At 51.5% G+C, this 25,395-nt stretch carries 21 protein-coding genes and 1 tRNA gene; 19 read left to right on the top strand and 3 right to left on the bottom strand.

Features of this window, described 5'->3' with window-relative positions; all coding sequences use genetic code 11:
• The 17 genes from pheA to SD69_RS11280 all read left to right on the top strand — a co-directional run bounded on the left by pheA (position 1) and on the right by SD69_RS11280 (position 19,635).
• Complete coding sequence (gene pheA, locus SD69_RS11360) at positions 1-1,104, top strand: prephenate dehydratase (protein ID WP_041523309.1); 1,104 nt, start codon at positions 1-3, stop codon at positions 1,102-1,104.
• An 11-nt stretch (positions 1,105-1,115) separates the two neighbouring features.
• Positions 1,116-3,356, top strand: coding sequence for a bifunctional prephenate dehydrogenase/3-phosphoshikimate 1-carboxyvinyltransferase (locus SD69_RS11355; protein WP_408606035.1), 2,241 nt, complete (start codon positions 1,116-1,118; stop codon positions 3,354-3,356).
• Between the two features lie 136 nt (positions 3,357-3,492).
• The gene (cysD, locus tag SD69_RS11350; RefSeq protein WP_041523308.1) at positions 3,493-4,404 is read left to right on the top strand and encodes a sulfate adenylyltransferase subunit CysD; all 912 of its coding nucleotides are present in this window, start codon (positions 3,493-3,495) and stop codon (positions 4,402-4,404) included.
• A gap of 87 nt (positions 4,405-4,491) precedes the next feature.
• Positions 4,492-5,925 (top strand): sulfate adenylyltransferase subunit CysN, encoded by a 1,434-nt coding sequence (gene cysN, locus SD69_RS11345; protein ID WP_041523307.1) that lies wholly within the window; start codon positions 4,492-4,494, stop codon positions 5,923-5,925.
• A gap of 189 nt (positions 5,926-6,114) precedes the next feature.
• Complete coding sequence (locus SD69_RS11340) at positions 6,115-6,408, top strand: ComEA family DNA-binding protein (RefSeq protein ID WP_041523306.1); 294 nt, start codon at positions 6,115-6,117, stop codon at positions 6,406-6,408.
• A 231-nt stretch (positions 6,409-6,639) separates the two neighbouring features.
• Positions 6,640-7,389, top strand: coding sequence for an orotidine-5'-phosphate decarboxylase (gene pyrF / locus SD69_RS11335; RefSeq protein ID WP_052481101.1), 750 nt, complete (start codon positions 6,640-6,642; stop codon positions 7,387-7,389).
• Complete coding sequence (cmk, locus tag SD69_RS11330) at positions 7,379-8,053, top strand: (d)CMP kinase (protein WP_041523305.1); 675 nt, start codon at positions 7,379-7,381, stop codon at positions 8,051-8,053. The genes pyrF and cmk overlap by 11 nt, the downstream gene beginning before the upstream one ends.
• A gap of 236 nt (positions 8,054-8,289) precedes the next feature.
• Positions 8,290-9,651 carry a phosphohexomutase domain-containing protein gene (locus SD69_RS11325; RefSeq protein WP_232301181.1) on the top strand — a complete coding sequence of 454 codons (1,362 nt, stop codon included), beginning with the start codon at positions 8,290-8,292 and terminating at the stop codon, positions 9,649-9,651.
• A gap of 31 nt (positions 9,652-9,682) precedes the next feature.
• Positions 9,683-10,576, top strand: a complete 894-nt coding sequence (galU, locus tag SD69_RS11320; protein ID WP_041523303.1) for a UTP--glucose-1-phosphate uridylyltransferase GalU — start codon at positions 9,683-9,685, stop codon at positions 10,574-10,576.
• Positions 10,577-10,862: 286 nt separating this feature from the next.
• A complete protein-coding gene (gene rpsA, locus SD69_RS11315; protein WP_041523302.1) occupies positions 10,863-12,545 on the top strand; it encodes a 30S ribosomal protein S1 in 1,683 nt (560 codons plus the stop codon).
• 226 nt (positions 12,546-12,771) lie between these two features.
• Positions 12,772-13,062 (top strand): integration host factor subunit beta, encoded by a 291-nt coding sequence (gene ihfB, locus SD69_RS11310; RefSeq protein WP_041523301.1) that lies wholly within the window; start codon positions 12,772-12,774, stop codon positions 13,060-13,062.
• A gap of 42 nt (positions 13,063-13,104) precedes the next feature.
• Complete coding sequence (locus SD69_RS11305) at positions 13,105-13,404, top strand: lipopolysaccharide assembly protein LapA domain-containing protein (RefSeq protein ID WP_041523300.1); 300 nt, start codon at positions 13,105-13,107, stop codon at positions 13,402-13,404.
• A 4-nt stretch (positions 13,405-13,408) separates the two neighbouring features.
• Positions 13,409-14,596: a lipopolysaccharide assembly protein LapB gene (gene lapB, locus SD69_RS11300; RefSeq protein WP_041523299.1), complete on the top strand. Its 1,188-nt coding sequence runs from the start codon at positions 13,409-13,411 to the stop codon at positions 14,594-14,596.
• 137 nt (positions 14,597-14,733) lie between these two features.
• The gene (locus SD69_RS11295) at positions 14,734-16,119 is read left to right on the top strand and encodes a UDP-glucose dehydrogenase family protein (protein WP_052481100.1); all 1,386 of its coding nucleotides are present in this window, start codon (positions 14,734-14,736) and stop codon (positions 16,117-16,119) included.
• Positions 16,120-16,209: 90 nt separating this feature from the next.
• Positions 16,210-17,634: a mannose-1-phosphate guanylyltransferase/mannose-6-phosphate isomerase gene (locus tag SD69_RS11290; RefSeq protein WP_052481099.1), complete on the top strand. Its 1,425-nt coding sequence runs from the start codon at positions 16,210-16,212 to the stop codon at positions 17,632-17,634.
• Positions 17,624-18,601: an NAD-dependent epimerase/dehydratase family protein gene (locus SD69_RS11285; protein WP_052481098.1), complete on the top strand. Its 978-nt coding sequence runs from the start codon at positions 17,624-17,626 to the stop codon at positions 18,599-18,601. The genes SD69_RS11290 and SD69_RS11285 overlap by 11 nt, the downstream gene beginning before the upstream one ends.
• The gene (locus tag SD69_RS11280) at positions 18,598-19,635 is read left to right on the top strand and encodes an MraY family glycosyltransferase (protein ID WP_041523298.1); all 1,038 of its coding nucleotides are present in this window, start codon (positions 18,598-18,600) and stop codon (positions 19,633-19,635) included. The genes SD69_RS11285 and SD69_RS11280 overlap by 4 nt, the downstream gene beginning before the upstream one ends.
• A gap of 14 nt (positions 19,636-19,649) precedes the next feature.
• On the opposite strand, the gene SD69_RS11275 is transcribed toward SD69_RS11280, so the two are convergent.
• Positions 19,650-21,569: a polysaccharide biosynthesis protein gene (locus SD69_RS11275; protein WP_041523297.1), complete on the bottom strand. Its 1,920-nt coding sequence runs from the start codon at positions 21,567-21,569 to the stop codon at positions 19,650-19,652.
• A gap of 242 nt (positions 21,570-21,811) precedes the next feature.
• Here SD69_RS11275 and SD69_RS11270 point away from each other — a divergent pair.
• Positions 21,812-21,888 (top strand) — tRNA-Val (locus SD69_RS11270).
• Positions 21,889-22,070: 182 nt separating this feature from the next.
• Positions 22,071-23,978, top strand: a complete 1,908-nt coding sequence (gene htpG, locus SD69_RS11265) for a molecular chaperone HtpG (protein WP_041523296.1) — start codon at positions 22,071-22,073, stop codon at positions 23,976-23,978.
• Between the two features lie 78 nt (positions 23,979-24,056).
• Here htpG and SD69_RS11260 read toward each other — a convergent pair whose 3' ends face one another.
• Both SD69_RS11260 and SD69_RS11255 read right to left on the bottom strand, forming a co-directional pair.
• The gene (locus SD69_RS11260; RefSeq protein WP_041523295.1) at positions 24,057-24,521 is read right to left on the bottom strand and encodes a methylglyoxal synthase; all 465 of its coding nucleotides are present in this window, start codon (positions 24,519-24,521) and stop codon (positions 24,057-24,059) included.
• Positions 24,522-24,533: 12 nt separating this feature from the next.
• Positions 24,534-25,370, bottom strand: a complete 837-nt coding sequence (locus SD69_RS11255; RefSeq protein ID WP_041523294.1) for an SDR family oxidoreductase — start codon at positions 25,368-25,370, stop codon at positions 24,534-24,536.
• Positions 25,371-25,395: the final 25 nt, after the last annotated feature.

Genomic DNA, 25,395 nt, shown 5'->3' with positions numbered 1-25,395 from the left:
ATGAGCGATACCAATACCGAGCGCGAGCAATTGCTGGCGCTGCGCGATCGCATTGATGAAATCGATGCGTCGATTGGCGAGCTGATATCTGAGCGCGCTCGCTGTGCGCAAAAAGTGGCTGAGGTTAAATCGGCCAGCGGCTCGGACGATGTTTTGTTTTATCGTCCTGAGCGTGAGGCGCAGGTGTTGCGCAAGGCCATGGAGCGCAACCAAGGCCCGCTTAGCGATGAAGAAATGGCGCGTTTGTTTCGCGAAGTCATGTCGGCGTGTTTGGCTTTGGAGCGCCCAATCAAAGTGGCGTACCTTGGGCCCGAGGGAACCTTTACCCAGCAGGCCGCGCTGAAGCATTTTGGTGCGTCGGCGGTGGCTATGCCGTTCTCGGCGATCGATGAAGTATTCCGCGAAGTGGAGGCCGGCGCCGTTAACTATGGCGTGGTCCCGGTCGAAAATTCCACTGAGGGGGTGGTGAGTCACACCCTCGATAATTTTATGGGGTCTAATCTCAAAATTTGTGGCGAGGTGGAGTTGCGGGTTCATCATAACTTGATGGTTTCGTCCGTTACCGATGTCAACAATATTTCGCGTATTTACTCGCATGGTCAGTCGCTTGCTCAGTGCCGTAAATGGCTGGACGCTCATTACCCTAAAGCCGAGCGCATTGCGGTATCCAGCAATGCTGAAGCGGCGCGCCGCTTAAAGGGTGAGTGGAATGCGGCGGCTATCGCCCCGGAAAGAGCGGCGGAGTTATATGACTTAAAGATCGTCGCCGAAAAAATTGAAGACCAACCCGATAACAGTACCCGCTTTTTGATTATCGGTACGCAGGATGTACCCGCCAGTGGTATTGATAAGACTTCGCTACTCATTGCTATGCGTAACCAGCCAGGTGCGCTGCACAACTTATTGGCCCCTTTCCATGCCCATAATATTGATCTGACGCGAGTCGAAACCCGGCCCTCGCGCTCGGGGGTATGGACATACGTCTTCTTTGTCGATTTTACCGGACACGTCGATGACCCTGTGATTCGCACCACATTAGATGAGGTGTCGTCTCGCGTGAGTGATTTAAAAATACTGGGTTCTTACCCTAAAGCCGTATTGTAAGGATGTCGGCTGTGTCGGAGCCTGAGTTTAATCAGCCAGCTGTTGGTAAGTTAGTCGTCATTGGGTTGGGGCTTATTGGTGGCAGTGTTAGTGCGGGCCTGCGTCAGCAAAAGGGTTGTCGCGAGACAATTGGCATTGTCCGTAACCAGGAAACCATCGATGTAGCGCTTGAGCGCGGCGTCGTTGATCGAGCTTACCTCAACCTCGGTGATGTTGCCCCCGAGTTAGGGGCGGGCGATGTTATATTTGTGGCAGTGCCCACCTTGGCTATCGAGTCTGTGTTGCGGGATATTGAAGCGCATGTCAGCGCTGAAGTCACCATTACCGATGGCGCTAGCGTGAAGGGCAGTGTGCGCGAGGCCGCTATGAATGTGTTTGGCGAGGTGCCGGTTAATCTGGTGCTTGGGCATCCGATTGCCGGCTCCGAACAAAGCGGTGTGGCGGCAGCCAACCCCTCGTTGTACCAAAAGCACCGCGTGATATTAACCCCTGAAACCTCGACCGGTGAGCAACATCTGGCGAGGGTAACTACATTGTGGCAAACCCTTGGTGCCGAAGTGTTAACCATGACGGTGGCCGAGCACGATGAGGTATTGGGAGCTACCAGCCATTTGCCTCACGCCATTGCCTATTCGCTGGTTGATACGCTGGCGCACGATATAGGCAACCCTAATATTTTTCGTTATGCCGCTGGCGGCTTTCGCGATTTTACCCGAATCGCTTCCAGCGACCCGGTGATGTGGCACGATATTATGCGGGCCAATCGCAGCGCTGTGCTGCATTCACTGGATAAATTCGTCGATAACTTGCTGCGCTTGCGCGACGGCATAGAGCGTGAAGACGGTGAGTATTTACTCGGGGTGTTCACCCGCGCCAAAGCCGCTCGCGATCATTTTACGCGTATGCTGGCCGGACGTGCATTACAGGACTCGGCCGCCGTGGCGCCGGCAAAACTGCAGGTTAAACACTCATCCGGACTGACCGGGCGCTTGCGCGTGCCGGGCGACAAGTCGATCTCTCACCGCGCCATTATGCTCGGCTCGCTCGCCAATGGCACCACCGAAATTACCGGCCTGCTCGAGAGCGAAGACTCGCTCGCAACTCTGCAGGCGTTTCGCGATATGGGCGTGGTGATCGAGGGGCCAACCGAAGGGCGAGTAACGGTATACGGTGTGGGGTTGCGTGGTTTAAAAGCGCCTCATAAGCCTTTGTATTTGGGTAATGCTGGTACCAGCGCCCGGTTATTATCCGGCATACTCGCGGCCCAGAATTTTGCCTCAACCATCACTGGCGATGCATCGCTCTCGGCACGGCCCATGGGACGTGTTATCGAGCCGTTAACAGCGATGGGCGCGGTTATTGAGTCAGAGTTTGGCCAGCTGCCTCTGGCGTATAGTCCGGCGCAAGGGTTTCACGCTATCGATTACCAGGTGCCAATGGCTAGCGCGCAGGTCAAGTCTTGCTTGCTACTTGCGGGGCTCTACGCTAAGGGGGTTACCCGGGTAAAAGAGAGTCAGATAACCCGCGACCATACCGAGCGCATGCTCGGAGGATTTGGTTGTGCCTTAGAGAAAACCGCGGATGGCTGGCTTACGGTGCACGGCGGTAGTGAGTTGACGGCTTGTCAGGTAGATGTACCCGGCGATTTCTCGTCGGCGGCGTTTTTTATGGTGGCCGCCAGTATTACCCCTGGTTCAGATATTTTGCTTGAACATGTAGGGGTTAATCCCTCGCGTACCGGGGCGCTGGATATTTTGCGTCAGATGGGTGCTGATATCGAGCTGTTAAACCCTGCAACCGCGGGTGGTGAGCCGGTTGCTGATATCCGGGTTCGCTATGCCCCGTTAACAGGGGTTGTGATTCCCACCGAGTTGGTTTCGCGCGCCATCGATGAGTTTCCTGCTTTGTTTGTTGCGGCGGCCTGCGCATCGGGCACCACTGAGCTCTCGGGGGCTGCCGAGCTAAGGGTGAAAGAGAGTGATCGGCTCGCCAATATGGCGCAGGGTTTAATCGCGCTCGGAGTTCCTGTCACTACACGTGCGGATGGCTTGAGCATCTGCGGGGCAGCCTTGAGCGGAGGCGAGGTTGATTCGGCCGGTGATCACCGGGTGGCCATGGCCTTGGCATTAGCGGGTTTACGTGCCTCAGGCACTGTGGTGGTGAATGGCGCCGAGTGTATTGCATCCTCCTTTCCGGGGTTTGTCGCGCACGCCAAACAATTGGGCATATCCATAGAAGTAATTGATAGTTAACAAAGAGTAGCAAAACCGCTACCGTTGCTCTCGCACGGTGGCTGCTGGGGGAATTAGTGAATTTTCTCCAGATCACCTATAATACGCGCCGCCGACACTGGGTCGGCTCCAAATTGACCAACAAATTGTGAGTGGCATGTCCGAGCAATACACACAGACGCACCTAAAACAGCTAGAAGCTGAAAGTATTCATATCATCCGTGAAGTCGCGGCTGAGTTTGATAACCCTGTTATGCTCTACTCGGTAGGCAAGGATTCCGCGGTAATGATGCACTTGGCCATGAAGGCCTTCGCACCGGGTAAACCGCCATTTCCTTTGATGCACGTAGATACCACCTGGAAGTTTCGCGAGATGATCGAGTTTCGCGATCAGCGTATTAAAGACCTTGGCTGGGATCTTCTGGTGCACATCAACCAGGAAGGCGTGGATATGGGCGTTGGGCCCTTTACTCACGGTAGCGCCAAACACACCGATATCATGAAGACCCAGTCGCTGAAGCAGGCCTTAAACAAGTATAAGTTTGATGCCGCCTTTGGTGGTGCACGTCGGGACGAAGAAAAATCCCGCGCGAAAGAGCGTGTGTATTCCTTTCGTGACCGCAACCACCGCTGGGACCCAAAAAACCAGCGCCCCGAGCTGTGGAATATTTATAACGGCCGGGTTGATAAAGGTGAGAGCATTCGTGTGTTCCCTTTGTCTAACTGGACGGAGCTGGATATTTGGCAGTACATCCACCTCGAAGGTATTCCAATCGTACCTTTGTACTTTGCCGCCAAACGCCCGGTGGTTGAGCGCGATGGCACCTTGATTATGGTTGATGACGACCGTATGCCGCTGGAGCCAGGTGAAGAGATACAGGAAAAAATGGTACGTTTCCGCACCTTGGGCTGCTATCCGCTGACTGGCGCGGTAGAGTCAGAGGCGACGACCTTGACCGATATTATTCAGGAAATGTTGTTGACCACAACCTCCGAACGCCAAGGACGAGTGATTGACCATGACAGCTCCGGCTCGATGGAAAAGAAAAAGCAAGAAGGCTACTTCTAAACAATCACTCTACGCAATTGCATTGAATCGGTGGCGCCAGGCGCCGCCAATTTGTTAGGCACCGAAAACGCCAAAGGCTAAAAGTTTATGTCCCATCAATCAGAACTTATCGCTAACGATATTGATGAGTATCTCGCTCAGCACGAGCGTAAAGAATTACTCCGTCTGCTTACTTGCGGCAGCGTTGACGACGGCAAAAGTACCTTGATCGGTCGCTTGCTGCACGATTCAAAAATGATCTATGAAGATCAGTTGGATGCGGTTCGCTCCGACAGCACCAAGCACGGCACCACTGGTAACACCATCGATTTGGCTTTGCTGGTAGACGGCCTGCAAGCCGAGCGTGAGCAGGGTATTACCATCGATGTGGCGTACCGCTATTTCTCGACCGCCAAGCGTAAATTTATTATTGCCGACACCCCTGGGCACGAGCAGTACACGCGCAATATGGCCACGGGCGCGTCGACTTGTGATTTAGCCGTTATTCTTATTGATGCACGCTACGGCGTTGTGACACAAACGCGTCGCCACAGCTATATTGCCTCACTGCTGGGTGTTAAAAACATTGTTGTCGCGGTTAATAAGATGGACTTGCTGGGTTTTGATGAGCAGGCGTTTATCAAGATTAAGTCTGACTACCTCGCGTTTGCGCAAAAACTTGGAATGCAGGACGTTCAGTTTGTGCCTATTTCGGCGCTTGATGGTGATAACGTTGTTAACCCGTCGGATCGTTCGGCGTGGTACACCGGCCCGACACTAATGGATATTCTTGAGTCTGTTCCTGTAACGGCTGATAAAAACTTTGATGATTTTCGTTTTCCGGTGCAGTACGTCAATCGTCCCAATCTCGACTTTCGTGGCTTTTGTGGCACCGTTGCCTCGGGCGTTGTGAAAGTAGGGGATGCTGTGAAAGTATTGCCCGGTGGCAACAGCAGTACCATTAAAGCCATTGTCACTTATGATGAAAATCTAGATGAAGCCTTTGCCGGGCAAGCCGTTACCTTAACGCTTAACGATGAGATTGATGTAAGTCGTGGCGATATGCTGGTGCTTGATAACGATTCTGTTAAACAGACTAATAAGCTGAAAGCTCATGTGGTTTGGATGAATGCTAATGCCGGTAATATTGGCAATGAGTATTTGTTTAAATTTGCCAGCCGTGTTGTTAGTGGCCATTTTGATGGGCTTGATTATCAAATCGATGTCAACACGCAAGAGCATCACCCCACACAAGCGCTTGAGCTCAATGATATTGCCGTGGCTAATTTATCGCTGAGCCAAGATGTTATCGTCGATAACTATCAGGTTAATCGGGCGACGGGTGCCTTTATCGTTATCGATCGATTGACGAATATAACAGTAGGCGCCGGCATGGTCATTGAAGGGCTCGATTCCGATGGTGGCTCTGGTGCCCATTCCGGCTCGGCTAATTACAGTGAGTTTGAGGTGGAGCTGAATGCACTGATTCGCAAGCACTTCCCGCACTGGAATGCCCGTGATATTGGTTCGCTACTTAAGTAATTTTTATTTGCGTAGTTAACGCCATAAGGCCAATCTAAAAGAGGAGCTTGCTCCTCTTTTTTTGTCGCTAAAAATTGTGCGAGATCGCTTACGAATAATTCAGTGATGTCTTCATTGCAGATTAATCTCCCAGTGCCTAATCTGAAAATGCGCAGGTAACGCGTATACATTCAAATAAGGAGATTTCCTATGAAGCGTCTAATCAGTAGTTTTGTTATTGCTCTTGCCGTTACAGTATTTTCACCTCTTCATGCTTTTGCTGCCGGGCCGGATACGGAAGCCAGTGTGAGTGCTCCCATCAATATCAATACGGCCGATGTACAAACCTTGTCGCAGTTAAAAGGTATTGGCGAAGCTAAGGCGCAAGCGATCATTGCCTGGCGAGAACAAAATGGCCCGTTTGATAGCGTCGATGAATTGCTGCAAGTTAAGGGTATTGGTGAGGCAACCCTGGATGACATTCGAGCCAAGGTTGCCTTATAGCGAATAGCCTCTTAAATCACGCCTGGCCCGGCAAGCAGAAGGTTTGCAGGGCTAGAGTGCCTTCTGCGTAAAACGGTAACCCCGCTAGCGGCGCTTGCCATTGTGCAGGGAATAGCCGGTTTTGCTCTTTAGTCAGAATATCCTTCTCACGGTTGCTGCGAAATCCCCCGAAGTTTGTTTTAATATCGCTCAGGCGGCACCTTGTCGGATGCCGCACACTATGGGGGAGATATGTCACACGTCGGGTCAGTTGCCAGCCAGAGTACACACCTAGGTCCTCGAATCATTGTCGCGATGGACTACAGTAGCGCAGACGAGTGTCTGAGAGTTGCTCATCAGTTATCTCCTCAGTTATGCCGGCTTAAAGTGGGTAAAGAGCTGTTTACCTCATGTGGCCCACACTTGGTCGAGCAGTTAATGACCTTAGGCTTTGAGGTCTTCCTCGATTTGAAATTTCACGACATCCCCAATACTACGGCTAAGGCTGTCCGAGCAGCCTCAGAGCTAGGTGTTTGGATGGTTAATGTGCACGTTAGCGGGGGGCGTCGCATGATGGAGGCCGCCCGAAGCGAGCTGGAGCGGTTTGCATCCCCGCCTCTGTTGATCGGGGTCACGGTACTAACGAGTATGGATGCGAACGACCTAAGTGAGATAGGGATCCAACGCTCCCCTGAGGAGCAAGTGTTGCATCTAGCGAATTTGGCAAAAGAGTCTGGCTTGAGCGGTGTTGTTTGCTCGGCACAGGAGGCAACCTCGTTAAAGGGCGCCTGTGGGCCTGATTTTGCGTTAGTGACACCGGGCATTCGGCCGGCCTCTGCGGCCCAGGGCGATCAACGGCGCATTATGACCCCTGTTGACGCGATCAAGGCAGGCAGTGATTTTTTAGTGATCGGACGGCCTATCACTCAAGCTCCCGACCCCATGTTGGCCTGTCGTGAGATAGTGGCAGATATTGAAGGGATAGCGACCGATGGCTCTTAACCCAGATTGCATTATCGTTACGATCGACGGCCCCTCTGGCGCCGGTAAGGGTACGCTAAGTCAGTTACTCGCTCAGCGACTCGGTTATCGCTTACTCGATAGTGGGGCCTTATACCGCCTAGTCGCGTTATCTTCGTTGAATAAAGCCATCCCGATGAGTGATGAGGCGAGCTTAGTGCATTGCGCGGCTGGTTTAGATGTTGTGTTCAGCCCAGCCGAGGGCGGCGTTCAAGTGTTGCTTGAGGGGCAGGATGTCACCACGGCGATTCGCCAGGAGCAGGTGAGTATGCGAGCCTCAGAGGTGGCGGCCATTGATGCTGTGCGCAGCGCGTTGCTACAGCGCCAGCGTGACTTTGCCACCGCTCCCGGTTTGGTGGCTGACGGCCGCGATATGGGGACAACCGTCTTTACCCATGCCCAGCATAAGTTTTATTTAACGGCGAGCGCCGAAGCGCGTGCGCAGCGCCGTTACCAACAATTACTTGAACGCGGTGAGCAAGTTGACCTGCCGGCATTGATTGCCGATATCGAAGCGCGGGATCAGCGCGATCAGTCCCGCGCAAGCTCACCGTTGCGTCCAGCGGACGATGCTAAGGTTATTGATAGCACCAATCTGAGTATTGAGCAGGTATTGGCTCATATGATGGTCACAATTGGCGCCTAAGCTAGAGTAACTTTTTCAGTTGACACTCCCCATGTTGGTGCGAAACCTGCTACGAGTTAATTAACGTGGGGTTAACTTGCGCGTATCGCGTCTGCGGCGAGAGGGCTCGCGGTAGATGTTGGTAAAAATGGTGCGCAAAATCGAAATTTTTACATTTATGCCTTAACTTAGCGCGCAAGCATTATGCCTTCGCGCTGGCAGTGGAAACGATAGATCACTCAACGATGGAGTCGGCAGTGAGTTCAAAAAATCTGACATGCTTTAAAGCCTATGATATCCGTGGCAAGCTCGGTGAAGAGTTAAATGAAGATATCGCTTACCGAATTGGTCGTGCCTACGGCCAGTTTCTTAAACCTAAAACCGTTGTTGTGGGCGGTGATGTGCGGGAAACCAGTGAATCGCTGAAGACCGCTGTCGGTAATGGCTTGCGGGATGAAGGGGTCGATGTTGTCGATATCGGTATGGTCGGCACAGAAGAGGTGTATTTTGCGACGAGTCATCTGGAGGCCAGTGGTGGCATTGAGGTGACGGCGAGCCATAACCCCATCGACTATAACGGCATGAAGCCGATTCGCGAAAACTCCAAACCCATTAGCGGTGATACCGGTCTGCTGGATATTAAACGCTTGGCGGAAGAGGGCGACTTTGCCCCGGTCGACCCAGCGAACCGGGGCAAACTGATTAAGCAAAGTACGTTAGAAGCCTATGTTGAACATTTATTAGGCTACGTTGACGTCGATCAGCTCAAGCCTTTTAAAATTGTTGTCAATGCCGGCAATGGCGCGGCAGGGCACGTCATCGACGCGCTGGAATCTCACCTTCCCTTTGAGTTTATTAAAGTTCACCATGAGCCAGATCCGACTTTCCCTAACGGTATCCCTAACCCGCTGTTGGTAGAGAATCGTGGGCCAACCCGTGATGCCGTGCTAGAGCACGGCGCAGACTTGGGTATTGCCTGGGACGGAGACTTCGATCGCTGCTTCTTTTTTGATGAGAAGGGGGATTTTATCGAGGGTTATTATCTCGTGGGGTTGCTCGCCGAAGCCTTTTTGATCAAAGAGCAGGGCGGAAAGGTTGTGCATGACCCGCGCTTAACATGGAACACCATCGATATCGCCGAGCAGTGTGGCGGCACAGCGGTGCAATCAAAAACTGGCCATGCTTTTATTAAAGAGCGTATGCGTAAAGAAGACGCTATTTACGGCGGTGAAATGAGTGCGCATCACTATTTTCGCGATTTCTTCTACTGCGATAGCGGCATGATTCCGTGGCTGTTGGTGACCGAGCTGATGTGCCGTAAGAATGCGACACTATCGTCGATGATGGAGGAGTGTATTGCGCGCTTTCCATCGCCGGGTGAAATCAACCGCGAAGTCGCCGATGCCAAGCTGGCCATTAGTAAGGTGCGCGACCACTTTAAAGCCGATGCGCTGGAGGTCGATGAAACTGACGGCGTGAGCATGATCTTTGAGAATTGGCGCTTTAACTTGCGCATGTCCAACACTGAGCCTGTGGTACGCCTAAACGTCGAAAGCCGTGCCGATAAGGCCCTGATGCAGGCAAAAACCGACGAGATTTTAGCGTTACTTGATAGCTAACCCCAAATTCAGTTCAAACAAGGAGTAGAGGATGCAGGTTAAAAAAGCGGTCATTCCGGTAGCTGGGCTGGGTACGCGTATGCTTCCAGCGACTAAAGCAATTCCTAAAGAGATGCTGCCAGTGGTTGATAAGCCCCTGATTCAATATGTGGTAGATGAAGCGGCAGCGGCAGGCATTAAAGAGATTGTCTTGGTAACCCATGCTTCTAAAAACTCGATCGAGAACCATTTTGATACCAGTTTTGAGCTAGAGGCTCAGCTAGAGGCGCGCTTAAAGCGTTCGCTATTGGAGCAGGTTAAGTCCATTACACCTCCGGGATTAACGGTTATTTCAGTACGTCAGTCTGAAGCCAAAGGCTTAGGGCATGCTATTTTGTGCGCCAAGCCTGTTATTGGTGACGAACCTTTCGCGGTGCTGTTGCCCGACGTCCTGGTTGACAGCTACGAGTGTAACCTTAAAAAAGAGAACCTTGCCGGTATGGTGCGTCGCTTTGATGAAACCAGCGCCAGCCAAATTCTGGTGGAGGGCGTGCCCTGGGAGTGGGTGCACAAATACGGGGTGGTGGACTGCGGCGGTGCCGAAATCGGTGCGGGAAACAGCCAAAAAATCAATGCAATGGTGGAAAAGCCGCCAGCCGATGAGGCGCCCTCTAACCTCGCTATTGTGGGCCGTTATATTCTGTCGGCGGCTACCTGGGAGTTGCTGGAGCGCACCCAGCCAGGCGCGGGCGGTGAAATACAGTTAACCGATGCTCTTGATATGTTGCTGGAGCGGGAAACTGTCGAGGCCTACGAGCTGGTAGGTAAAAGCCACGATTGTGGCAGCAAGACCGGTTATGCGATTGCCAATATTGCCTATGCCACCCGTAACAGTGAGGTAGGAGAGGGCGTCAAAGAGTACATACGCGCCACTTACTGCAGCTAAGCAACGGTTTATCTTGCTAAGTCACCCTAAAAACACCGGTTGCCCCTGTGCGCCGGTGTTTTGCTAAATATTGCTTGCTAAATAACCACCTCTCTGCTAGCCTGCCCGACCTGCTGATACCCATCGTCCGTTAACGTGGGGTCGACAGTAGCAAGCCGTTACTCGCCAGTGTTAAGGGCGGCTTGTGTTCATCATTCATCAACCCGTATGTCTGGCCTTACGGATTGCTGTTGCGGCGTCAATTTTCAGGTCGCCCACAGCTACTTTTATAGGTAATTTTGTGACCATGAGCGAAAGTTTTGCTGAGTTATTTGAAGAGAGCTTAAAAACAGTCGATATGGTGCCCGGCACCATCGTTACCGGTGTGGTAATTGATATCGATAAAGATTGGGTAACTGTACACGCCGGACTCAAGTCGGAAGGTGTTATCCCTGCTAACCAGTTCATCGATGAAAACGGTGAAGTTAAGCTGGAAGTAGGCGATGAAGTACAAGTTGCACTGGAAACCGTAGAAGACGGTTTCGGTGAGACCCGCCTGTCTCGTGAGAAAGCCAAGCGCGCTGAAGCTTGGAAAGTGCTGGAAGCGGCACACTCTGCAGACGAAGTGGTTAAAGGTGTTATTAACGGTAAGGTTAAAGGTGGTTTCACCGTTGACGTTGCTGGTATCCGTGCTTTCTTGCCAGGTTCGCTGGTTGACGTACGTCCGGTACGCGAAACCGCTCACCTCGAAAACAAAGAGCTGGATTTTAAAGTTATTAAGCTCGACCAAAAGCGCAATAACGTTGTGGTTTCGCGCCGCGCGGTATTGGAGCAAGCTAACTCAGCTGAGCGTGAAGAGCTGCTGGCAACCCTGCAAGAAGGCATGGTTGTTAAAGGCATCGTTAAAAACCTGACCGACTACGGCGCGTTCGTAGATCTGGGTGGTGTTGACGGCCTGCTGCACATCACTGATATGGCTTGGAAGCGCATTAAGCACCCAAGCGAAATCGTTAACGTTGGCGACGAAATTGACGTTAAAGTGCTGAAGTTTGACCGTGAGCGCAACCGCGTATCACTGGGTCTGAAGCAACTGGGTGAAGATCCATGGTTGCAAATTACTGGCCGTTACCCTGAAGGCGCCCGCGTTAAAGCGGTTGTGACCAACCTGACTGACTACGGTTGCTTCGCAGAGCTGGAAGAGGGTGTTGAAGGTCTGGTTCACGTATCTGAAATGGATTGGACCAACAAGAACATTCACCCATCTAAAGTTGTGAATGTTGGTGATGAAATCGAAGTGATGATCCTTGATATTGACGAAGAACGTCGTCGTATTTCTCTGGGCGTTAAGCAGTGTCAAGAGAACCCTTGGGACGCATTTGCCCGCACTTGCGCCAAAGGCGAGAAAATCACCGGTAAGATCAAGTCAATCACTGACTTTGGTATCTTCATCGGCTTGGACGGAGGCATCGACGGTCTGGTTCACTTGTCTGACATCTCTTGGCACGAAGCCGGCGAAGAAGCCGTGCGTAAGTACAAGAAAGGCGACGAGATTGAAACCGTTGTGCTGGCAATCGATCCAGAGCGTGAGCGTATTTCGCTGGGCATCAAGCAACTTGAAGCCGATCCGTTCTCTGAGTACGTAGCCGAGAACGACAAAGGCGCTGTTGTTAAAGGTATCGTAAAAGAAGTTGAAGCTAAGGCAGCGGTTATTACTCTGGCTGACGACGTAGAAGCTGTACTGAAGGCCTCTGAGTTGTCACGCGAGAAGGTTGAAGACGCGCGCAACGTGCTGAAAGAAGGTGAAGAAGTCGAAGCTAAGATCATTAGCGTTGACCGTAAAAACCGCTCTATCAGCTTATCTGTGAAGTCTAAAGACGTTGCTGAAGAGAAAGCCTCTATCAAAGAACACTCAAGCAAGCAGGCTGAGCAAGCAGCACCTGCCACTACCCTGGGTGATCTGATCAAGGCTCAGATGGAAGCGAAAGACTAATTTCGCCCCTTCTTAAAAAAGGTCGGCCCCGTGCCGGCCTTTTTTATGCCTGTCGTTTGGGTAGTGTTAAGCGCCACTATTGGTGTGATTATAGATTAAGATCAATAACTTACCTTCTGTTCATAAACTGTCCATTAAGTATTGCGTCCTCTCTAATGTCGTTATAAGCTAAGTCTGATCGCTTAATGCGACCACGCCTGAACAACAACGAACTCGAGAGCAGGCCATGACTAAATCTGAATTAATTGAATATATCGCCGAAAAGCAAGATCATTTACCTGTCAGAGATGTCGAATTGGCGGTGAAACTGCTATTAGACTATATGTCTGAGATGCTGGCCGAAGGTGAGCGTATTGAAATTCGCGGGTTCGGCAGCTTTTCTTTGCATTACCGCGCACCACGTATGGGGCGTAACCCCAAAACAGGTGACGCGGTTGAGCTCGAGGGTAAGTTTGTTCCGCATTTTAAGCCCGGCAAAGAGATGCGTGACCGGGTTAATGAAAGTATTCACTCCTGATCGTTGTATCATTAAACTATTCCCACGCCTAGAGAGGTTTCTATGAGGCGCATTGGCAGATGGATCTATGCTCTGGTATTACTCGCGGCACTTATTTTGGGGTTTGTCTTTAACTCTGAAAACGCGTCTGAAGTGACAGTAACCTTGCTGGGAAATGTTTTACCCGAATTACGGCTCGGCATTTGGTTGCTTATCTTCACCTTGTTTGGGTTGCTACTTGGCTTTGCTTTAAACCTTATTCCCTCCATGGCCATGCGTCGCAGCCTCGCCTCGGCGCGCCGGCGCAACGAAAAACTAGAGCAGGAAGTACAAACACTGAGAAGCCAAAGTTTGCGGACTTAATCTAATGGCTGACATTTTGATGTACGGGCTGCTGCTGTTGGCTTTGGCAATTGGCTTTGCCTTGGGCCGCTGGCACCCTCGCCGAAAATCTGCGCATTACCCTAAAGACTATGCCCTAAATTATTATAAAGGCTTGAGTTATCTATTTAACGAGCAGCCCGACAGTGCTATAGATGCCTTTATTGGCTCCTTGGCGGTTAATAGTGACACCCTTGAAACACACCTGGCTCTGGGCAACATGCTGCGCCGGCGCGGCGAAGTCACCAAGGCGATTAAGATTCACCAAAACTTACTGGCTCGCCCAGGGCTTAACGTCCGGCAACAGCATGAATCCCAAATAGAGTTGGCACGTGACTACATAAAAGCCGGCTTATTAGACAGGGCAGAGGCCTTGTTGTTGGAGCTGGTGAAGCTTTCCTCCATGTACAAGCTGCAAGCACTTGAGCACCTCATCGAGATTTATCAAGACGAGAACGAGTGGGATGACGCCATTGCCATGGCAAGTCAGCTCGAGCGCCGAGCTAAGCAACATGATCAAGGCCAGGGGCTCGAGCAAATGCAGGCACATTTTGCGTGCGAGCAAGCGCTGCAAGACCTTGAGGCCCGCCATATCACTAAAGCTCGGGTACACCTGCAAGAGGCGCTGCGGTTCGACCCGTCGTCGGCGCGGGCGAGTATTCTTTTTGCCCGGCTGGAGTTTTCTCAGGGGCGCTACCGGGAGGCCCTTAAACATATACACCGAATTCCGGCCCAGGACCCTGAGTACCTGATAGAGGTACTGGACACCTTAATTGAAAGCTATGAGCGCCTTGGTGAGTCGCGCGCTCTGGACGACTACTTACAGAAACTACTAAAAGAGCACCCGAGTAACACGTTAATCATAAAAATCGCCGACCGGTTGCGCTGGAGCCAGGACGATTACGTCGCCGCCGACTTTATTGCCGAACAGCTAAAGCTGAACCCAAGCATACGCACGCTTAATCGCTTGGTTGAGCTGCATTTGCCACATTCAGAAGGCAAAGCTAAGGAGAACCTTGAGCTACTTAAGCAGCTGGTCGATCAGGTTATCGCCGAAAAGCCGAGCTACTGCTGTAACAAATGCGGTTTCACCGGTAATAGCCTGCACTGGCTTTGTCCCGGTTGTAAATCGTGGGGTAGTATTCGCCCCATACGGGGGGTAGCGGGCGAATAGGGCGGTAACATTTCTGTCGTATAAATTTCATACATCTGTAAAAGTCCACTGATTTACTGAGCGTAACTCGCTAAACAGTGCCGCCAAACTAGGCGGTGTGCTTGGCGATACTCTCGTAAATAACAGTGAGGCAGGTGATGAAGGTTACAGTCTTTGGTGTGGGTTATGTTGGGTTGGTGCAGGCGGCTGCACTTGCCGAGGTCGGGCATCAGGTAGTTTGTATCGATGTTGATAAAGCAAAAATTAACCGACTCAACCAAGGGCATATACCGATTTATGAGCCAGGTTTAGAAGCTGTAGTTCGTGAAAATCACCGCAGTGGGCGACTGCTTTTTAGTCATGACCCTGAGGTGGGGGTTCAGCACGGTGACGTGCAATTTATTGCCGTGGGTACACCTCCGGATGAATCGGGTGCGGCTGACGTTCGCTATGTGCTAAGCGTTGCTGGCACACTGGGCGAGTTACTCGATCGGCCAGTATTGGTGGTAAATAAATCGACGGTTCCCGTTGGCACGGCCGATCAGGTTACTCGCTGCATTGGGGCAAAACTTCAGACGCGCGGTAAGCGTTTTAATGTACCTGTTATATCAAACCCGGAATTTTTAAAAGAGGGGTCGGCACTGGCCGATTGTATGAAGCCCGATCGCATAATCATTGGCACCAACGATGCCGGTGCCGAGGCCACTATGCGTGAGCTTTATGCTCCCTTTAATCGCAATCACGAAAAAATTATCGTTATGGATGTGCGTAGCGCCGAACTTACTAAGTATGCGGCTAACTGTATGCTCGCCACCAAGATCAGTTTTATGAACGAAATTGCCAACATGGCCGAAAAGCTCGGCGCTGATGTTGAAGCCGTGAGGCTTGGGATTGGCAGTGATCCACGTATCGGCTATCACTTTATTTACCCCGGTGTTGGTTACGGCGGCTCCTGTTTTCCGAAAGATGTTCGAGCGCTCATCAGTACTGCCCGCACGGCCGGCTTTGAGTCTGATGTATTAAAGGCAGTGGAGCATCGCAATAATTGCCAAAAAAATACGCTTTTTACTAAAATTTCGGCCCATTATGGCGGAGACTTAAAAGGTAAAACTTTTGCTTTGTGGGGGCTGTCGTTTAAACCCAATACGGATGATATGCGCGAAGCCCCTTCCCGGGTGTTAATGGAGGCTTTATGGCAATCAGGGGCCAAGGTACAGGCGTATGACCCTGAGGCCATGGACGAAGCGCAACGTATTTATGGTGTGCGCAGTGACTTACGCTTGTGTGGTACCAAAGAGTCGGCCCTTGAAGGGGCTGATGCACTGGTAGTCGTCACAGAGTGGCAGGCGTTTCGGGCTCCCGATTTTGACACGCTGCTGAGCGCCTTGGCTGAGCCTGTTATTTTTGATGGCCGAAATGTCTATAACCCAGAAATGCTCGCTCAGCGAGGCTTTTATTACTACAGTGTTGGTCGTCCGCACGTGAGTCCATCCCCAGTGCCTGCACTGGGTCTTGTCGCCTCGGATCACAGAGCTGCAATATAGCCCCCCTGCGTTTTCTAATAGCGGCCTATTATGACAAAATAGGCCTAGGTGCTCCTGCTGAGGGGCCATTTTTGCTATTAGAGAAACGTTATGATCATACCGGTTTTGCTTGCAGGCGGTTCAGGTAATCGTTTATGGCCGTTGTCGCGCGAGCTATACCCGAAGCAGTGCATAAATTTAACGGACCCGAATCAAACCTTGATCCAGCAAACGCTCTCGCGAGTTAGGCGTTGTGGGATCGAATCTGCTCCGGTCGTGGTGTGCAATAACGATCACCGATTTCTGATCGCGCAACAGATGCTCGAGATGGGCATAGTGGGAACCATTATGCTCGAACCGGCCGCGCGTAATACCGCCGCCGCCATCGCGCTAGCGGCGTTCGAAGTGCAACAATATGCGCCGGGCGCTAGTTTATTAGTCTTACCAGCCGATCACCTGATTGAAGATTCTGAGCGCTTTTCTGACGCGGTCTCTGAAGCGAATGTCTCTGCACAGAGCGGAGCATTGATGACCTTTGGTATTCTGCCCAGTTACCCTGAGACCGGTTATGGCTATATTGAAGCGGCTCAGTATGGGAAAGTTTCACCTATTACAGCTTTCCACGAGAAGCCCGATCTAGATACCGCTACCAACTATGTCAATGCCGGTAACTATTACTGGAACAGCGGTATGTTTATGTTTACCCCTAAGGCCTACCTTGGCGAACTTAAACAATTTCAGCCGGCGGTTTATGATGCGGTTGCTAAAGCTATGGCAGAGCGTTATACCGACCTTGATTTTATTCGGGTTGGGGCGGAGGCGTTTTCTCGCGCTCCATCTATCTCAATCGATAACGGCATTATGGAGTCTACGACCAAGGGATCGGTGGTTCCCTATGGCGGAGATTGGAGCGATATCGGCAGCTGGCAATCGGTTTACGAGCACGCCCATAAAGACAAAAGTGGCAACGCATTGATGGGCGATATCGTCGTGGAGGACGTACAGAATTCGCTTATTCGCTCAGGCTCCAGACTGGTCACAGCGGTGGGTGTACGTGATCTTGCCATTATCGATACCCATGACGCACTACTGGTCATGTCGCGCGAGAGTTCACAAGCGGTTAAGACGGTGGTGAATCAATTAAAAGCCGATAGCCGCTCTGAAATTCGCCATCATCAAAAAGTCCATCGCCCCTGGGGTAGTTATGAAACCGTGAATCTGGGCGAGCACTATCAAGTCAAGCACGTAAAGGTAAAACCCGGTGCGAAGCTGGCCTTACAAGTGCATCGACACCGCGCAGAGCACTGGGTGATATTGGAGGGTACGGCCAACGTTAGAATTGGTGAGCACGAACAGATTTTACAGGCGAACGAATCGATTCATATCAATGTGGGAGATGTTCACACGCTGCATAACCCCGGCGACACCATACTTGATTTGATTGAAGTGCAAACCGGAGATCGCATTGATGAAAACGACGTAATACGGTTTTCCGATCATTACCATGGTGAGCCGGGAGGCCCGGGTGAGCTTTGAACGAAAAGTACTGATTACCGGTGCCAATGGCTTTGTAGGTGGGCACTTACGTGCGGGCCTATTGCGCGAAGGCGGCTATCAGGTTATCGCCGGTGTTCGCCAGCCAATAACCGATCAAGAGGTTAAAGTCGCGGAGGACCTAACCATCGAGCAATGGTGCGAGAGCCTGCAGGGGGTGGACACCGTTATTCATGCGGCGGCTCGAGCCCATGTGTTGCAAGAGAATGAGGCGGATCCCTATCATCTTTACGATAAAATTAATATTGAGATGACACGAAATTTGGCGCTGGCGGCTTCGCTAAGCGGCGTAAGACGGTTTATTTTTATCAGCTCCATTGGTGTGAATGGTGTAAAAAACTCGACGCCTTTCACGGAGCTTGACTGCCCGGGGCCGAAAGGGGCTTATGCCTGGTCAAAGTATCGAGCGGAACAAACCCTGTGGGAAATTACCGCTAGCACGGCCATGGAGGTCGTTATTCTACGCCCACCATTGGTTTATGGGCCGGGCGTTAAAGCGAATTTTCATTCAATGCTGCAATGGGTCGATTCACGTATTCCATTGCCATTGCGCTCAGTTGAGAATAAACGATCATTGCTGGGGGTTGAGAATCTCGTTGATTTTATTGAAGTCGTTATTCGTCATCCAGCGGCGGCTAATCAGTTGTTTTTACTGGCGGACGGAGAAGACCTAAGCACGCCTCAGCTATTGCAGGTGCTGGCAGAAGGGTTGGGCCGGCCTTCGATGCTGTTTCACTGCCCGCAAAAGTTGCTGGTATTGGCCGCAAAAGTTATGGGCAAGGGCTCGCTTGCCACTAAGCTGTGTGGTTCGCTGCAAATAGATACCAGTAAAGCCCAAAACCTACTGGGCTGGATTCCCCCTGCATCTCCTCATGACGCGCTGATGCGTACGGCACAGGCTTTTCGTTGGAGTAATAGCGAGCGAAATATCGTGAGACAACAATCATGAGCTCTGTACTTGAGTACGCGATTCTTACGCTCATTTGTTTTACCTTGACCGCATTATTGACCAAATGGATTCGCCTTTATGCGCTCAAGCAGGGAATGCTTGATCAGCCGGGCGGCCGCTCCTCACACACACTGCCTACACCTCGTGGTGGAGGGCTGGCGATAACCTTAGTTGTTAGTTTTTTTCTTGTCAGCCGTTGGCCTCTGGAGGGTACAGACACCTTAATTACCCAGTCATTGGCCATTGCGGCGTTGGTAGCCTTTGGCGTGGCGGCGGTAGGTTTTTGGGATGATCACGGCCATGTTCGCTCCGGGGTTAGGTTGCTGATTCATCTGTTAGCCGGCTTAACGCTCACGCTCGCTCTCCCGTCGTTTGAGATCGTTTTTTTGAACATTAATGTCGCCTCTGGTGTGCTTGGCGTTTGTTTGTTATCACTGCTGGTCGCCTGGTACATCAACCTGTTTAACTTTATGGATGGCATAGACGGCATTGCAGGGTTAGAGGCAATCTTTATTTTTGCCGGCTACGGGCTGCTGGCGTACTATTGTGGCGCTCCGGATTTAGTGCTGCCAGCCGTGTGTGTGTTGGCAAGCGCTGCCGGTTTTATTGTCTGGAACTTTCCCCGTGCGCGCATTTTTATGGGCGATGCCGGCAGCTGTTTTCTCGGCGTATTGATAATGGGCTTTCTATTTGTTTTGAGCCGGGCTGGCGATAATTTGTTTTGGGCAGGTCTTATTTTATCGGGCGTATTTATCGTCGATGCCAGCGTGACGTTGCTACACCGGTTGGCCCGGGGGGTGCCCGTATATCAAGCGCACCGAACTCACGCCTATCAATATGCGGCGCGACACTTTAATTCTCATGTCGTGGTTACGGTGGGTGTGCTGGGTCTGAATGTGTGTTGGCTGATGCCAATGGCCTGGGTAACAGCGCTTGGCTGGCTGCCTGGTTGGCTTATGTTGTTGCTGAGCTATGGGCCGCTAATGGGGTTGGCGTTACTGTTTAATGCCGGTAAGCCAGAGTCATATCAATAACCTCTCAGAACTTGCTACTTAATTACGCGCAGCTGGGCGGTGTTGGTTTTATGAAGCCATACCGCGTCACCGAGCGCCTCTTCCGTGGCGTAGCCAGTAGGAGCCCGCATAAGTAACTCTCTTACTCTATCGCAAGCGTAATCGTGGCAAGCACGGTCGAGCTCGTTAAGCAGTAGCTCGGTGTCATTCCAGCTTAGACAAAACTCCTCAGCGCGCATAATTCTGTCGTGAGCGGTGCCGGTAACGTTGTCGCCAACCAGCAGTTCTTCATAGAGCTTTTCTCCAGGGCGTAATCCGGAGTAGGTGATCTCGATATCACCTTCTGGAGAGTCCGGGGTTTTTATGGTTAACCCAGAAAGGTGAATCATTCGCCTGGCGAGATCGACAATTCTGACCGGTTCACCCATGTCGAGCACCAACACGTCGCCACCTGTTCCCATGGCGCCAGCCTGAATAACGAGTTCAGCGGCCTCGGGTATGGTCATAAAATAACGAATAATTTCGGGGTGGGTGACGGTAACCGGGCCGCCGACTTTAATTTGCTGGCGGAATAAAGGCACCACAGAGCCCGAGGAGCCCAGCACATTACCAAACCGAACCATGGTGAAGCGAGTGTTGCTCTGGCGGTGCGACAACCCTTGCAGCACCAACTCGGCCATACGCTTTGAGGCGCCCATAACATTTGTTGGTCGAACCGCCTTGTCGGTAGAGATTAAAACAAAAGACTCGACGCCGGCGCGAATGGCAGCCTCAGCCGTGTACCACGTGCCGTAAACATTGTTGCGCACGCCCTCGACAATATTATGCTCCACCAAGGGCACGTGTTTGTACGCGGCTGCGTGATACACCGTTTGTACGCCAAACGTACGCATGACGGTCTCCACCCGGTGTTCGCGCTGTACCGAGCCCAGTAGGGGAGTGATCTCAGTATCCAGTTTATTGTTTTCGGCTATGTGTCTTAGCTCAGACTCTAGCCGGTACAGGCTAAACTCGTTCAACTCAAACAATACGATTCGCTTGGGCGATTGCAGCATAATTTGCCGGCACAGCTCACCACCTATCGAGCCGCCAGCGCCGGTTACCATAACCACCTTGTCAGTGATGCAAGCGCTGAGTAGATCGCTATTGGCCTTAACTGGGTCGCGGCCAAGTAAATCTTCAATATCCACATCGCGAATGTGCTCTATGCGCGCGCGACCGCTAATCAGATCGGGAATCGCGGGGGCTGTCTGTACCGAGACGCCCATCGGCTCAAGCCTTTTGATAATTTGTGCCCGACGAGAGTGCGGCGTATTGCCAAGCGCCAGGAGTACTCGCGTAGCGCCAAATTTGCGGATAATTACGGGCAGCTGTTGTGGACTTTGCACTTTTATATTGGCAAATACTGAGCCTTGTCGGGCGGTATCGTCATCGACAAACGCAACCACTTTATAATTGGTCGCTTTAAGGGCCAGGCGTAGCTGATGGCCGGTGTAGCCGGCGCCATAAACAATGACAGGCTCACGTTTACCGTGGTGGCTGCCATTGAGTAACATGACCAGATGGTGCACGAGTAGCCGGGGCCCACCCAGCAGTATCAAAGCGATGGTCAGGTAGATGAAAGGCACCGAGCGGGGTATAAAGGAGTGGGTAAAAAAGCTCCCGACCGCCAAAATCAACGCAGAGAAACAGCTGCCTAAAAACACAGTGTTGAGTGCTTGAGGCGTCATATAGCGGAGAATGGCGCGATACATGCCCATGCGTATAAATGCGCCAAGCGTAAACAGGATGGTAATGGCAAGGGTGGCAAGTTCGCGCTCAGTAATGGGGATTTCAAAGCTGCCCAAACGCAGACAAATGGCGATATAGAGCGAAAAGCTGATCGCTAGGGTGTCGTACACCAGCGATATGATCCGCTTAGTAGTCCTGGAGGATTCGAATAGCGCTTTAAGCATGTTGGGAAGCCTTCGAGTGAGCATCACGCTGCAATGATTCCTTAACGAAACAGTATACGTCTTTTTATTGAAAAAAGTGAGATCTACCGAGCAATAAGCCGTATTATTCAATGGCTTAGCTTCTAATGCTGTATAAAATTGTTACCTTTAAAAACAAAAAATACTTGCGCGATAATAGGGGGGCTGATAAAGTTCGCGCCCAGTTGCCCAGCGAGTACCGCTGGCAGCCCCTGTCTATTTGTACGACCGTAGCTCAGTTGGTTAGAGCACTACCTTGACATGGTAGGGGTCGGTGGTTCGAGTCCACTCGGTCGTACCAATTTTCCTCGGTTTATCAGGCACCTAGCTCACATCCTACGGTAATGGCCGTTGGTCTTCAGGTGTGTGAGAATTTCACCTCTTCGGCTTGAAAACCCCAAAGTAGCCCCAAGTTACTGAACCTGAACTGAACATCGCCGCCAAAGGTGCGGTTGGTTATTTTGTATACAGGAGTCGTAACCCATGACCGTAGAAGCGCAAAAAGAAACCCGGGGCTTTCAGACCGAAGCTAAGCAGCTTTTGCACCTGATGATTCACTCGCTTTACTCCAATCGTGAAATATTTCTTCGCGAGCTGGTGTCAAACGCATCCGACGCCGCCGATAAGCTGCGTTTTGCCGCTGTAAAAGACGACAGCCTGTATGAGGGCGACAGCGACCTTAAAGTGCGTGTTAGTGTCGATAAAGACGCCAAAATCATCACCATTAGCGACAATGGCGTTGGCATGAGTCGCGAGGACGTCATCGAGAACTTAGGGACAATCGCCAAGTCTGGTACAGCCGCTTTCATGCAAAACTTAACCGGCGACGAGAAGAAAGACGCCCAGTTAATTGGTCAGTTTGGGGTTGGCTTTTACTCTTCATTTATTGTTGCCGATAAAGTGGTGGTGACCACACGTAAAGCGGGTGCGCCGGTAGATCAAGGCGTTCGCTGGGAGTGTGATGGCGAGGCAGAGTTCGATATTGAAACCATCGAGCGGGCAGAGCGCGGTACCAGCATTGAGCTGCACCTGAAAGACGACGCCACAGAATTTGCTGACGACTATCGTCTGCGCTCCATCATAAAAAAATACTCAGATCACATTGCCATTCCGGTAGTGATGCAAAAGCAGGAAGCGCCAGCCGAAGAAGGCCAAGAGCCTCCAGCCCCGGAAGACGAAGTGGTGAACACGGCTAAAGCGCTGTGGACCCGCTCGCGCTCAGAGGTGAGTGAGGATGAGTACAAAGAGTTTTATAAGCATGTGAGCCATGACTTTGCCGACCCTTTGACCTGGAGCCATAACCGGGTAGAGGGTAACCTCGATTACACAAGCTTGTTGTATGTGCCAGCAAAAGCACCGTTTGACTTGTACAACCGCGAAGGCGCCCGTGGTTTAAAACTGTACGTGCAGCGCACCTTTATTATGGATGATGCCGAGCAGTTTCTGCCTTTGTACTTGCGTTTTATTAAGGGCGTGGTTGATTCAAACGATCTCTCTTTGAACGTTTCACGTGAGATTTTGCAAAAAGACCCCAATATCGACAGCATGCGCTCAGCGTTAACTAAGCGCGTGTTGGATATGCTGGGTAAGCTTGCCAAAAATAAGCCAGAAGAGTATGCAAATTTCTGGAATGAATTTGGCGAGGTATTGAAAGAGGGGCCGGCTGAAGATTTCGCTAACCGCGAAAAAATCGCTAAGTTGCTGCGGTTTGCGACCACGTTAAATAATACCCCGACTCAAGACCAGTCTTTAGAAGCGTACGTATCTCGTATGCAGGACGGACAAGACAAGATTTACTACATTGCCGCTGAGAATCACAACACGGCGAAAAACAGCCCTCACCTTGAGGTGTTCCGTAAAAAGGGCATTGAGGTGCTGTTGTTGTCTGATCGTGTCGACGAGTGGCTAATGAGCCACCTGGCTGAGTTCGATGGTAAGAGCTTGCAGGATGTGGGTAAAGGCGAGCTAGACTTAGGTGAGCTAGACACCGAGGAAGAGAAAGAAGCGCAAGAAAAAGTCGCCGAAGCCCTAAAACCTTTGCTCGAGCGGGTGAAAACTGCTCTGGGTGATGAGGTGGCCGAGGTTCGCTTAACCCACCGTCTCACCGACTCGCCAGCCTGTGTCGTCGTGCCCGAGCACGAGATGGGCGCGCAGATGCGTCGCTTACTTGAATCGGCCGGTCAAGCTGTACCAGAGTCTAAGCCCATTTTTGAGGTGAACCCCGACCACCCACTGGTGCAAAAGTTGGATCAGGAGCAAGACGAAGATCGCTTTGCCGACCTGAGCAAGGTGCTGTTTGATCAGGCCAACCTGGCCGAGGGTAGCCACCTGAACGACCCGGCGGCCTATGTTCAGCGCCTCAATAAGTTGTTGCTTGAGCTGAGCCACTAAACACTGTGAGGTGAGCTATAAAAAGCCCGCATTGCTGTGCAATGCGGGCTTTTTTAATGGCACAGGTGTGGATGTTGATTAATCCAGATTAGCGCGCGCTTTCATATAACCTTCATAGTCGGGAACGTAGCGCTCAAACTCCCCATTAAAGAGTGGCGAGGCAACCATAAAGTCGGCGCTGATAGGGTTGCAGGCAACGGGGATATTCCAGACCGCCGCAATACGCAATAGTGCCTTCACATCCGGATCGTGCGGCATTGGCTCAAACGGATCCCAAAAAAAGATCAGAAAATCCACTTTTCCTTCGGTAATAAGCGAACCAACTTGTTGATCTCCCCCTAGTGGGCCGCTAATAAGACGCTCAATCTCGAGCCCCGTAGCCTTGTTAATCACAGTGCCGGTTGTGCCGGTCGCATACAGCTTGTGGTTGGCTAAATCGTCCCGGTGCTTTTCACACCAGCGGACGATGTCGGGTTTTTTATTGTCGTGTGCCACCAGTGCAATCGATTTATTGGCCGGAAGGCTGATTTTTTTGTATTGCATGTTTTATTGCTCCTAACTTTTTATTCGGCCCAGTATGTTATCCATTGCTCGGGTGCTTAAAATTCGCTTTAAAGCGCCCATAAGGTGGGTCGGAAAGGTTACATAATAGCGCGGTTTGGGCTTTTTGGCCGTTAGCGCGTGTGTGAGCTTTTTATAGACGGCCTCTGGCTCCAGGGTAAAGCGCGATGCCGGGCCGGGCTTGCTCAAGCGGGCAATAGCTGAGGCATACTGAAAGCCAAAACGACTGCTGTTGATATCGATATTGCTGTCTAGGGCGCGCAGCGCATTGGCTCGAAACTCACTGCGAATAGGCCCGGGCTCAATTAGTGAGACCGTTATGTTGGTGTCGGCAAGCTCCAGGCGCAGTGTGTCTGTAATCCCTTCCAGAGCAAACTTACTGGCGTTGTAGGCGCCGCGAAAGGGCATGGCTGCAAAGCCGAGCACTGAGCTATTGTGCACGATGCGGCCGGCGTCTTGTTGGTGCATCACCTTAATGACGGCATTAGTTAGCTCGCACCAGCCAAAAAAGTTCGTATCAAACTGCTTTTGTAGCGTGTCGCGGGTTAAATCTTCAACCGCTCCCGGTTGGCCATAGGCGCCATTATTAAATAGCGCATCCAGAGTGCCCCCGGTAAATTCGAGTGTTTTTGCCAGAGCTTCTTTGATGCTTTGCGAGCTGGCTACATCAAGCAGAACACACGTTAAGCCTTCGTTTTGTAGTCGGGATACATCCTCCGGTTGGCGGCAACTGGCAATTACCTGCCAGCCATCGCGCTGCAAAGATTTAGCGCAGTAATAACCAATACCGGTAGAGCAACCGGTGATAAGAATGCTGGGTTGTTGACTCATGAGACGGCGTCCTTAAGGTTATAGA

It is taken from the genome of Gilvimarinus agarilyticus (genome assembly GCF_000832015.1).
In the GTDB taxonomy this organism is placed as follows: Bacteria; Pseudomonadota; Gammaproteobacteria; order Pseudomonadales; family Cellvibrionaceae; genus Gilvimarinus; species Gilvimarinus agarilyticus.
The sequence above is the reverse complement of the archived record's forward strand: the minus strand, read 5'-3'. Positions and strand labels throughout refer to the sequence as shown.